At 63.8% G+C, this 11,034-nt stretch carries 11 protein-coding genes and 3 pseudogenes; 6 read left to right on the top strand and 8 right to left on the bottom strand.

Annotation, left to right across the window (positions count from 1 at the left end; genetic code table 11):
* From EOD15_RS19100 to EOD15_RS19085, 3 genes and pseudogenes are all read left to right on the top strand, one after another.
* Positions 1–404 (top strand): annotated as a pseudogene (locus tag EOD15_RS19100) (phosphotransferase); the annotation flags it as partial.
* Positions 405–567: 163 nt separating this feature from the next.
* Positions 568–1,206 (top strand): TetR/AcrR family transcriptional regulator, encoded by a 639-nt coding sequence (locus EOD15_RS19090; RefSeq protein ID WP_127268963.1) that lies wholly within the window; start codon positions 568–570, stop codon positions 1,204–1,206.
* Between the two features lie 192 nt (positions 1,207–1,398).
* Positions 1,399–1,647, top strand: coding sequence for a DUF680 domain-containing protein (locus EOD15_RS19085; RefSeq protein ID WP_127268964.1), 249 nt, complete (start codon positions 1,399–1,401; stop codon positions 1,645–1,647).
* A 42-nt stretch (positions 1,648–1,689) separates the two neighbouring features.
* Here the strand turns inward: EOD15_RS19085 and EOD15_RS19080 are convergent.
* The 8 genes and pseudogenes from EOD15_RS19080 to EOD15_RS19045 form a co-directional block, all read right to left on the bottom strand.
* Positions 1,690–2,738 (bottom strand): annotated as a pseudogene (locus tag EOD15_RS19080) (Gfo/Idh/MocA family oxidoreductase).
* Between the two features lie 48 nt (positions 2,739–2,786).
* Positions 2,787–3,572, bottom strand: a complete 786-nt coding sequence (locus EOD15_RS19075) for a ThuA domain-containing protein (protein ID WP_127320542.1) — start codon at positions 3,570–3,572, stop codon at positions 2,787–2,789.
* A gap of 78 nt (positions 3,573–3,650) precedes the next feature.
* Complete coding sequence (locus EOD15_RS19070; RefSeq protein ID WP_127320541.1) at positions 3,651–3,881, bottom strand: hypothetical protein; 231 nt, start codon at positions 3,879–3,881, stop codon at positions 3,651–3,653.
* 59 nt (positions 3,882–3,940) lie between these two features.
* Positions 3,941–4,525, bottom strand: coding sequence for a sarcosine oxidase subunit gamma (locus tag EOD15_RS19065; RefSeq protein WP_127329427.1), 585 nt, complete (start codon positions 4,523–4,525; stop codon positions 3,941–3,943).
* Positions 4,518–7,511, bottom strand: a complete 2,994-nt coding sequence (locus tag EOD15_RS19060) for a sarcosine oxidase subunit alpha (RefSeq protein WP_127329429.1) — start codon at positions 7,509–7,511, stop codon at positions 4,518–4,520. The genes EOD15_RS19065 and EOD15_RS19060 overlap by 8 nt, the downstream gene beginning before the upstream one ends.
* Entirely contained in the window at positions 7,508–7,804 is a 297-nt protein-coding gene (locus tag EOD15_RS19055) for a sarcosine oxidase subunit delta (protein WP_023770558.1), read from the bottom strand. Before EOD15_RS19055 ends, EOD15_RS19060 begins: the two co-directional genes overlap by 4 nt.
* Before the next feature lie 11 nt (positions 7,805–7,815).
* The gene (locus EOD15_RS19050; protein WP_127270055.1) at positions 7,816–8,256 is read right to left on the bottom strand and encodes a hypothetical protein; all 441 of its coding nucleotides are present in this window, start codon (positions 8,254–8,256) and stop codon (positions 7,816–7,818) included.
* Positions 8,256–9,509 (bottom strand): sarcosine oxidase subunit beta, encoded by a 1,254-nt coding sequence (locus EOD15_RS19045; protein ID WP_127321970.1) that lies wholly within the window; start codon positions 9,507–9,509, stop codon positions 8,256–8,258. The genes EOD15_RS19050 and EOD15_RS19045 overlap by 1 nt, the downstream gene beginning before the upstream one ends.
* A gap of 260 nt (positions 9,510–9,769) precedes the next feature.
* Here EOD15_RS19045 and EOD15_RS19040 point away from each other — a divergent pair.
* The 3 genes and pseudogenes from EOD15_RS19040 to rpsU form a co-directional block, all read left to right on the top strand.
* Positions 9,770–10,039, top strand: a pseudogene (locus EOD15_RS19040) (SDR family NAD(P)-dependent oxidoreductase); the annotation flags it as partial.
* Positions 10,040–10,115: 76 nt separating this feature from the next.
* Positions 10,116–10,502 (top strand): SET domain-containing protein-lysine N-methyltransferase, encoded by a 387-nt coding sequence (locus tag EOD15_RS19035; RefSeq protein WP_127321971.1) that lies wholly within the window; start codon positions 10,116–10,118, stop codon positions 10,500–10,502.
* A gap of 201 nt (positions 10,503–10,703) precedes the next feature.
* On the top strand, positions 10,704–10,982 hold the full coding sequence (gene rpsU, locus EOD15_RS19030; protein WP_023810129.1) for a 30S ribosomal protein S21: 279 nt from the start codon (positions 10,704–10,706) through the stop codon (positions 10,980–10,982).
* Positions 10,983–11,034 lie beyond the last annotated feature (52 nt).

Here is an 11,034-nt window from a genome sequence, read left to right as displayed (position 1 = left end):
ATCTGATCTTCGCGCCGGACCGGCCGAAGGTGCTGGCGGTGCTCGACTGGGAATTGTCGACATCAGGCCACCCCTTCGCCGATATCGCCTATCAATGCATGCAATGGCGGCTGCCGCACGCTTCCGGCTTTCGCGGCCTGGGCGGTGTCGACCGTTCCGCACTCGGCCTGCCCTCCGAGGAGGACTACGTCGCCGCCTACTGCCGGCGGCGCGGGCTCACCGGTATCGGCAACTGGACGTTCTATCTCGCCTTTTCCTTCTTCCGGCTGGCCGCGATTTGCCAGGGCGTCTATAAGCGGGCGCTGGACGGCAACGCCTCCAATCCGGAAAAGGCCCGGACCTATGGCGAGGCGGTAAAGCTGCTTTCGCGTCTTGCCGCGAAGCTGATCGACAAGGAAGCGTGATGGGCCGCTTTGACGGAGCAAAGGTGCTGATCACGGGTGCCGCAACCTCGACAAGCGTCGGCACGATCCGAAGCATACCGCCTGGGAATTTCCCGTGCCCTTGTCCGTTTCCGTACAGCGTATATAATTTAGCCAGCCACCAACCAACCAAAGGCACCAGATCTTGCCGCAGAGCGTCCAGACACGCCGCGAGAAACAAAAGGCCGAACTGCGCTCCGAACTGGTCGAGGCCGCGCACAAGCTCGTCCAGGAAGAAGGCTATGAGGGCCTGACCATCCGCAAGCTGGCCAAACGGGTCGGCTACGCCCCGATGTCTGTCTATTCCTACTTCGCCGACAAGCAGGACATCCTGTTCGCTCTGGCCGAGGATGCGTTCGAGACGCTGGCCCGCCGCATCGAGGAGCATCCATCCGATGATCCAATCGAGGCCTTGCAGGCGGTGATGACCGAATATGCCGCTTTCGGACTCGGCAATCCCAACGAATACCGCACCGTGTTCATGACCGAAAAGACCAAGCTGCCGGAAGGCTACAATGAAATGGAGGAGAGCAACCCTGCTATGAAGGTGCTGATCAGCAGGGTCGAGGCCTGCGTCGCCGCCGGCAAATTGCAGGGCGATCCGCGCGCCATCGCCACCATGCTGTGGGCGGTCGGCCACGGCACGATCTCGCTGCTCATCACCTTTCCGTTCTACCCCTTCGGCGATCCGCAGGCCTTCGTGAAGCGGATGTGCGATTTCACGCTCGCCACGCTCAGCACGCAAAACGTCCCGCCTCTGACCGAGACACCGGTCAACTGCTGAACGCCGTTTCCTTGTTTTGTGTATTCCCCTCCAGACCTGGGGGTTCTTGGTTAACAAAAAATTTATTGTACGCGTACGGTTTTCCTTGAACTTCGCGATCGACGGGCGTATATGTACAGCGCATCGTACATGTACGAGAGAAATTCACCCGTCGGTACGAATTGAATTCGACCCGGAAACCGGAGACTGATAATGAAAAAGACACTCCTCACCCTCGCCGCCGTGCTGGCACTTTCGGGCTCGGCCTTCGCCGCCAACACCACCCATCCCGTCAAGCATGCGCCGGTGGCGGCCTGCGTTGACACCAGGACCAACGTGAAGCTCGATTGCGCTTCGACCGGTTCGGTCGAGAAGAAGGGTGCCACGCAAAATACCGCTGAAGGCAAGGGCCCGCGGCTCGGCATCAGCATCAATCCGTGGATTGTACCAAGCGCATTTTGACATCAGCAAAGATCGCGTCTGGCCGGCACAAGCCGGCCAGCTTCAGCCGACCGAAACCGGCAGCTTCGCCGCTGAACTCTCGAAGGCCGCGTCGATCAGCTTTTGCATGTCCGCGGCACGCCGGAACGACGGATCGCCATTCCGGCCTGTATCCAGCGCATCGGCAAAGCGTCGCGCATTGCGATTGACACTGGGCAGCGCCAAGATCTGCCAGCGCTGAAGATCGACATCGCCGCCGAGACAGGCCGACAGGTTCGATGCCTTGCCGTCGGTTTCGACCCTGATGGCGCCCTTGGTGCCGTGCAGGGCCAGCGACAGATCGTTGGCGTGGCCGGTCATGTAGCGGCTCGCCACGATCGTAGCGAGCGCACCGGAACTGAGCCGCGCCGTCATTGCCACGCTGTCATTGGCGTCCAGCACATAGTCGCCGATGCGCTCGCCCTCGGCCTTCGGAAACGTCACCAGATCGGCATGCAGGCTGACGATATCCTGGCCGGCGCCATAGGTGGCGAAGTCCAGGATATGGATGCCGACATCGCCCAGCACACCGGTCGAACCGTGCCGGCTCGACAAGCGCCAGAGCCATTTGTCCTCGACCCGCCAGTCGCCCCACGACTGGCTGACCAGCCAGCTTTGCCGGTAGCTTGCCTCGACATGGCGCAACACGCCGATCTCGCCGGCCGCACCATGCGCCGCGCTTCATGGATCGCCGGTGAGTTGCGATAGGTCAGGTTGACCATGTTGACCACCCCTGCAGCCTCGGCCGCTTCGGTCATATCAAGCGCGTCGGCGTGGTTCGGCGCCAGCGGCTTTTCGCAAAACACATGCTTTCCCTGGGCAAGCAGCGCCAGCGTCGTTGCCAGATGCGCACCATCCGGCGTCGCGTTGATGGCGGCATCGAACTGACCCCAGGCGATCGCCGCCTCCAGGCTCTCGAAAGATTCGCCGATCTTGCTGACGGCGGCAAACGCCGCCGCGCGGCCAGGCACCTGGTCGACGCAAGCGACGATGCTGCAGCCCGGGATCCCGGCAAACTCCTCGACATGATGCCCGGCGATACCGCCGGTGCCGAGCAGAAGAATTCGATGCATCAGTTCAGGCCCCCAGCCACCTCACACCCCAATCAGCTCAGGCCCGAATCAACTCAGGCCCTTGTCGCCGTCGGCATGCAGGCGCAGCCCCTTCTGCACGATCTTCTCCTTGGCCGCATCCGTCGGCACGTTCGGCGCATTGGTGATGCCGGACCATGCCGGCGCCGGGTTGTGCGCCCAGTGCACGGCGTTGCGCAGCACCTGCTGCACGCCCTCATTGTGATAGATCGGATAGGTCTCGTGGCCGGGCGAGAAGTAGAAGATCCGTCCCGCGCCGCGCTGGTAGGTCAGCCCGGACCGGAACACCTCGCCGCCCTCGTACCAGGAGACGAACACCGTCTCCAGCGGCTCCGGCACCGCGAACGGCTCGCCATACATTTCGGTCTCGCCGATCTCCAGGCACTCGCCGATGCCTTGCGCGATCGGGTGGCCGCGGTTGATCGCCCAGACGCGCTCGCGCTCGCCCGCCTCGCGCCATTTCAGCGAACAGGGCGTGCCCATCAGCCGCTTGAATATCTTCGAGTAGTGGCCGGAATGAAGCACGATCAAGCCCATCCCTTCCCACACCCGCTTCTGCACCCGCTCGACGATCTCGTCCTTGACCTCGCCATGCGCCGCGTGGCCCCACCACAAAAGCACGTCGGCGGCCGCCAGGCGCTTTTCGCTCAGGCCGTGCTCGGGCTCCTGCAAGGTTGCGGTGGTCGCCTTGATGCCCTTGTCCTGGTTGAGGGCGGCGGCGATGGTGCCATGCATGCCCAAGGGATAGAGGTCGCGCACGGCTTCATTGGTCTGCTCGTGGACATTCTCGCCCCAAACGATCGCTTTTGTCGGCATTTTTATCTCCCAAAGCGCTTTAAATAGCATGTCAAAAGGGATTGAGAAGGTGCCGATGCCGCCTGGCCCGATGGAATACTACGTCTTGCGCTTCTTGCGCCCCGGCACGGTCTTGGCCTTGCCCGGTTTCGCCGGTGCGCCGGGGATAGCGGTTCCGGTAATGGATATCGGATCACTGGCCGGGAACGTGTCTTCGAGGCCTTCCTCGAGTTCCTCTTCGGCGCTCGGGGCTTCATGCCGCTCATGTTCGAGCGAGCGGACGGCCGATGTCTTTCTGACCGGCGACTTCGGTGGGGAATTCGACGGCATCGGCATTCTCCCTCGGCGTGCGGATGCAGAACGAGCGTGCCCTGCAAAACGTTCCGAGTTCAGACCGCCGCGTCGCGCGATCCCTCGGACAGGAAAGTAAAGACATAGTCCGAGAAGGAACGCCAGCATTCGACCCGGAAGGCATCGGCGGCTGTGCGCAGCAGCACGATCTCGGTCTTGCCCAAGATGGTGCGCGACGCTGCGCCCACCGGGAAGGCGTCGAGCGACAGGTCCTGCGGGCAGCCAGCATTGATCGTCGCCGCTGCCCCAGTGCCCGTCACCGATATCGCGATGTTGCGATGCGAGACGCCGACCGCCGAATGCAGCGCGGATACTTTGGCGCAATCGGCGAGCGGATCGTTGCCGGCCTCATCGATCACAAGCCATTCGTCGGGACCGAGCCACAAGACGGTGCGCCCGCCCTTCGCGGCAGAGGTTTTCGGCTTGTTCGGCAAGGTCACGCCGAGCGCCTTCGAAAGCGCTGCGGCCGAAGCCTCCGGCGCACGCAGTGAAACGCGCTCGGCCGACGGCAGCACCTCGACCTTGACGGCGGCGGCAGTGGTGCTGCGCCCAGCCAGCGCCGGACGGCGTTCGACCGAAGGCGATGCGGCCGGAGCCGTCTTCCTTGCAGCGGCCTTAGCCATTGAGGCGCCCTCCCGTCTCGTCGAAGAATACCATGCCGGTAACCTCCACTTCGATCACCCCATTCGGCATCGGCACATAGAGGGTCTCGCCCATCCGGTCGCGGCCGCCGGCGACCAGCGCCAATGCGATCGAGCGGCCGCAATTTTCCGACCAATAGCTCGAGCTGACATGACCGATCATCTTCATCGGGATCGCCTGCTTCGGATCCTCGACGATCTGCGCGCCTTCTTCCAGCACCACTTTGGGATCCCTGGTCTTGAGGCCGACCAGCTGCTTGCGGCCCTTGGCGACCAGATCCGGCCGCGTCAGGCCGCGGATACCGACGAAGTCGGTCTTCTTCTTGCCGACCGCCCAGTCGAGCCCGGCGTCGTTCGGCGTTACCGTGCCATCCGTGTCCTGGCCGACGATGATGTAGCCTTTTTCGGCGCGCAGCACGTGCATCGCCTCGGTGCCGTAGGCGGCCGCACCATGCTTCTGGCCCTCGGCCCACAGGGCTTCCCAGACCGCCTGGCCATAGTCGGCCGGCACATTGACCTCGAAGCCGCGCTCGCCGGTGAACGACATGCGAAACAACCGCGTCGGCACGCCGCAGATCTTGCCTTCACGCACCGACATATGCGGCAGCGCCTCGTCGGACATGTCGATGCCTTCGACCAGTGGCGCGATGATGTCGCGCGACTTGGGCCCCTGCACGGCGATAACAGCCCACTGCTCGGTGATCGAGGTCAGCCAGACATTGAGATGCGGGAACTCGGTCTGGAGATAATCCTCCATGTGGTTCATGACGCGCGGCGCGCCGCCGGTCGTCGTCGTCACGTGGAAACGGTCGGGGGCCAGCCTGCCGACGACGCCGTCGTCATAGATGAAGCCGTCCTCGCGCAGCATGATGCCGTAGCGGCAGCGGCCGGGTTCCAGCTTCTCCCATGGGTTGGTGTAGAGCAGTTCCATGAACTTGGCCGCATCCGGCCCAACCACCTCGATCTTGCCCAGCGTAGAGGCATCGAATAGGCCCGCCGTCTTGCGCACCGCGACGCATTCGCGGTCGACCGCGGCATGCATGTCCTCGCCCGCCTTGGGGAAATACCAGGCGCGCTTCCACTGGCCGACATCCTCGAACACGGCACCTTGCGCCTCGGCCCAGGGATGGATCGCGGTTCTGCGCGTCGGGTCGAACAGCGGACCGCGCGCATGGCTGACGATCGCGCCGAAGGTGACCGGCGTATAGGGCGCACGGAACGTGGTCAGGCCGACCTCCGGGATCGGCTTTCCCAGCGTCTCGGCGGCAATCGCCAGGCCGTGCATGTTGGAGGTCTTGCCCTGGTCGGTCGCCATGCCGTTGGTGGTGAAGCGCTTGACGTGCTCGATCGAGCGCATGCCTTCGTGCACCGCCTGGCGGATATCCTTGGCGGTGACGTCGTTCTGGAAATCGACAAACGCCTTCACCGTCGTGTCCGGCCCGGCGCCGGGCGCCGCGCCCAACATACCGCGCGACCAGCTCTCCGACGCATCGACTTTCGGCTTGTTGCCCTTGGCAGTTTTGGCACCAGCATCCTTGGCCGCCTTGGCACCCGCCGCATAGGCCTCGTCCACCGTCGCCGACAGCCCGTCGGTGCCGTTGCAGGCGCCCACCGAGACGCAGTCCTGCGCATAGGTGCCCGGCACGAAGCGCTTGGTCTCGTCGTTGAAGGCGACCTTGCCGCGCGACTGCGAGAACAGATGCACCGACGGCGTCCAGCCGGCCGACATCAGGATCGCATCGACCGCGATGGTGCGTTCGCCGCCGCCATTCTTCGGCTGCACGGTCATCGACGACACCCTGAGCTTACCGCCAGCGCGGAGCACCGCGCGGCCGAAATTGATCTCGATGCCGAGCGCCCTCGCCTCGTCGATCACCGGTCCGGTCGGATTTTCGCGCAGATCGACGATCGCCGCCACGTTGACGCCGGCCTTCTTCAGGTCGATCGCCGCCGCGTAAGCAGAATCATTGGCGGTGTAGACGCCGACATTCCTGCCGACCGCGACGCCATAGTGGTTGAGATAGGTGCGCGCGGCACCCGCCAGCATGATGCCCGGCCGGTCATTGTCGGCAAACACCATGTGACGCTCGATCGCGCCCGAGGCCAGCACCACGCGCTTGGCCCGGACCTGCCACAGCCGCTCGCGCGCCAGATCGTGGCCGGGGGTCCTCAGATGCTCGCTGACACGCTCGACCAGCCCCACAAAATTCTGCGCATAGTAGCCGAACGCCGTCGTTCGCGACAGCACGCGGACATTGTCCATTGCGGCGAGCTTCGCCACGGCAGCTTGCGCCCAGGCAAAACCGTCCTGGCCGTCGATTTTCGCGCCGCTCTCGAAACGCAGGCTGCCGCCGAACTCGGCCTGCTCGTCGGCGAGGATGACGCGCACGCCGGTCTCAGCCGCCGCAAGCGCTGCCGCGATGCCTGCCGCACCGCCGCCCAGCACCAGCACGTCGCAATGCGCATAGCGCGATGAATAATGGTCGGGATCCGGCTGGTCCGGGGAAACGCCAAGACCGGCTGCGGCGCGGATCTTTGGCTCGTAGAGCCTCTTCCACGCCGCTTTCGGCCACATGAAGGTCTTGTAGTAGAAGCCGGCCGAAAGCAGCGGCGAGGCGATATCGCTGACCGCACCGAGGTCGAAGGACAGTGACGGCCAGCGGTTCTGCGACTGCCCATCAAGCCCGTCATAGAGCTCCTGCACGGTCGCCCGCACGTTCGGCGTCTTGCGTGCCGCGTCGCGCTTGATTTCGACCAGGGCGTTCGGCTCCTCGGCGCCCGCCGACAGGATGCCGCGCGGACGGTGGTACTTGAACGAACGGCCGACGAGATGGACGCCATTGGCGAGCAGCGCCGAGGCCAGCGTGTCGCCCTCGATGCCGGCATAGGACCGGCCATCGAAGCTGAACCGCGCGGTCTTGGCTTGGCTGAAGCGGCCAGCGCCGGGAATGCGGAACGCGCCGCTCATTTGGCAACTCCCGGCAGCTTCGACGGCTTCGGCTCGCCGGCCTTGTAGGTCATGACGAATTTGTCGGTGACGGTGTCGCGTACGGCATTGAAGAAGCGCGCACAGCCATGCATGTGCCGCCAGCGCTCATAAATGATGCCCTTGGGGTTGGAGCGGATGAAGAAGAACTTTTCAAAATCGTCGTCGCTCTCGCCGGCCATATTGGCCGAGCGCGCGATGTGGGCCTCGCCGGCGTTGCGGAACTCGAGTTCCGGACGCTCTTCCTCGCAATAGGGGCAGCGGATGAGAAGCATTTGGTTCGTTCCTACAATTCGCCGTGGCCGACGCGGGCGCCCGCCGGTTGATCGCAAAGCTTCTGTCCCAGGGTCGCGAACGGTGCGACGAGCCGGATGCGCTCTTCCACGCTTGCAGCGGGACGAAACAGATCGCGGGACGCCATGTTGCCGAGGGTGAGCTGCATCGGATCGGTTGTGACGATGACTTGACGCGGCTGGAATGTCTCGTCTTCTTCGAGCCCTTCGGGTCGTCCCTCGAAGAACATCACCACCCTCTGGCCGCCGCTCCAGACGCAGGCCAACGTGCCGTCATCGACCGAAAACGGCCAGCCGGCTTCGTTGCCGGCACGGCTGATCGGCTGCGTGCGCACTTCATCCGGCGAGGGAAAATGGAACATGCCCCGTTCTCCCGCCAGCACTTGCTCCCCCGCCAGCATCAGCGGCATCGCGACAGCCATCTCAGCCATCATCAGTGCGCCACCGCCGCCGCCGCCGCCTCGTCGATGAGCCGTCCGGTGCGGAAGCGTTCGATGGTGAAGGGCGCGTTGATCGGATGCGGATCGTCTTTGGCGATGGTGTGGGCAAAGACATGGCCCGAACCCGGCGTCGCCTTGAAGCCGCCCGTGCCCCAACCGCAATTGACATAGAGGCCCGGCACCGGCGTCTTGGCCAGGATCGGCGAGCGGTCGGGCGTGACGTCGACAATGCCGCCCCACGAGCGCAGCATCTTCATGCGCGTGAAGATCGGGAACATCTCGCAGATGGCGTCGAGCGTATGCTGCAATATGTGCAAGCCGCCGGTCTGCGAATAGGAGACATACTGGTCGGTGCCGGCGCCGATCACCAGCTCGCCCTTGTCGGACTGCGAGATATAGGCGTGCACCGTGTTCGACATCACCACGCAGGGCACCACCGGCTTGACCGGTTCCGACACCAGCGCCTGCAGCGGATAACTTTCCAGCGGCATGCGCACGCCTGCCATGTTCATGATGACGGAGGAATGGCCGGCGGCAACGACGCCGACCTTCTTGGCGCCGATGAAGCCGCGCGTCGTGTCGACCCCCATCACCGCGCCATTGGCCGCCCGCTTGACCCCGGTGACCTCGCAATTCTGGATGATGTGGACGCCGCGCGCCGAGGCGCCGCGCGCATAGCCCCAGGCAACGGCATCATGACGGGCCGTGCCGCCGCGCCGCTGCAGCGACGCACCGACCACCGGATAGCGCGCATCCTTGGAGGTGTTGAGCGGTGGGCAGAATTCCTTCGCCTGCTCCGGCGTCAGCCATTCATTGTCGATGCCGTTCAGCCGGTTGGCGTGCACGTGGCGCTTCAGCACCTGGACGTCGTGCACATTGTGGGCGAGCATCATGACGCCGCGCGCCGAATACATGACGTTGTAGTTGAGTTCCTGGCTCAAGCCATCCCACAGCTTCAGCGCATGGTCGTAGATGCCGGCGCTCTCGTCATAGAGATAGTTGGAACGGATGATGGTGGTGTTGCGGCCGGTGTTGCCGCCGCCGAGCCAGCCCTTTTCCAGCACCGCGACATTGGTGATGCCGTGCACGGTGGCGAGGTAATAGGCGGTGGCCAGCCCATGGCCGCCGGCGCCGACGATGATGACGTCGTATTCTTTCCTGGGCTCAGGCGAGGACCACTGTTCCTCCCAGCCCTTGTGACCGCGCATGGCTTCACGGGCGATGGCGAATACCGAATATTTCTTCAACGTCCCAACCTCGCCCCAAAAAGGCTTCGCGAATGGCGGCCGGCGTTCATTCGGTCCCGGCGCGCGAGGTGTATCACTAGCGAAACAGCGCTTCCACCCTTGCGCTGTTTGCGACGGCGCTTGCCGTTTTGCGCCGTGGCGGAAAAGACGCATCCGGCGCTTCCACACATTGGCAGGTATCGGGTGGCTCGTGCTTGCCCCATCTGCGACCAAGCATCTCGGATCGCCGCTAAAGCCGACGCGAAGAAAAGGATGCAAAAATGTTCGCACTCGCCAACAAGATCGCCATCGTCACCGGCGCCAGTTCCGGCATCGGCCGGGCCTCGGCAAAAATCTTTGCCGAGGAAGGCGCCAAGGTCATCGTCGCCGCCCGCCGCCAGGCCGAGCTCGATGCGCTTGTCGCCGAGATAGAAGACAATGATGGCGCGGCCATCGCGCTTGCCGGCGATGTCAGGGACGAAGCCTATGCAAAGGCCCTTGTCGATCAACCGGACGTGAAGATTCCAGCGGCGGGATGCATGTTCATAGCCGCCAGGCAAACGGCCGCTCTTGATTTTTCGCCGCGATTTGGCGATTCCGTTCCTGTCTAAAAGCGGGTCTGGAACCATGATGCTGATCAGAACCTATGTGACTGCGAGCGCGATCGAAGGCGTCGGCGTGTTCGCCGCGGAGCCGATCGGGAAAGGCGCTTCGATCTGGCAGCTCGATCCGGATTTCGACCGGCTGATCCCCATGGACAAATACGAGACGGCACCCCCGCATCTCAGGGAACTGCTCGACCGCTATGCCTATCCGAGCCCGGACCGGCCGGGTTTCATGGTCTATGAAGTCGACAATGGCCGCTTCATGAACCATTCCAGCAATCCGAATACGGATTTTTCGCAATATGGCGGAGCCACCGCGACCCGCGACATCGCCGTGGGCGAGGAGATCACCTGCGACTACGGCGAGTTCTTCGAGGATTTCGAGCTGCTGCACCTCGCGACGGCCTAGTCGGCTCCTTATCTCATGGGCAAGTGGCACACTTGTCCCAGGGCAAACAGACGGCGGCTGGCCCCGCAAAATCATTTCCGCTGTGGACAGCGCGGCATGATTCTGCTATCAGCCGCCCCAATTCGTGGTGTAAACCGCCGCGGAGGCTAGTGGCTATGGCCGCTTGCCTGTTGATATCAAACCCGAAAGACAGGATTGCCCGTGCAGGTACTCGTCCGCGACAATAACGTTGATCAGGCGCTTCGCGCTCTCAAGAAGAAGATGCAGCGCGAAGGCATTTTCCGCGAAATGAAGATGCGCGGTCACTACGAAAAGCCGTCCGAGAAGCGCGCCCGTGAAAAGGCTGAAGCCGTCCGCCGCGCCCGCAAGCTGGCCCGCAAGCGCGCCCAGCGCGAAGGCCTGCTGCCGATGACGCCGCGCCCGGTCGCTGCTGGCGCCGCCGGCGGTGCAGGTGGCGCTCCGCGTCCGCCGCGGTTCTAACGCCAATTTTTCGTCCTTTTCGAAGGATATCAGAGGTGGCGCGATGTAGAAT

Source organism: Mesorhizobium sp. M7A.T.Ca.US.000.02.2.1 (assembly GCF_003996995.1).
In the GTDB taxonomy this organism is placed as follows: Bacteria; Pseudomonadota; Alphaproteobacteria; order Rhizobiales; family Rhizobiaceae; genus Mesorhizobium.
The sequence above is the reverse complement of the archived record's forward strand: the minus strand, read 5'-3'. Positions and strand labels throughout refer to the sequence as shown.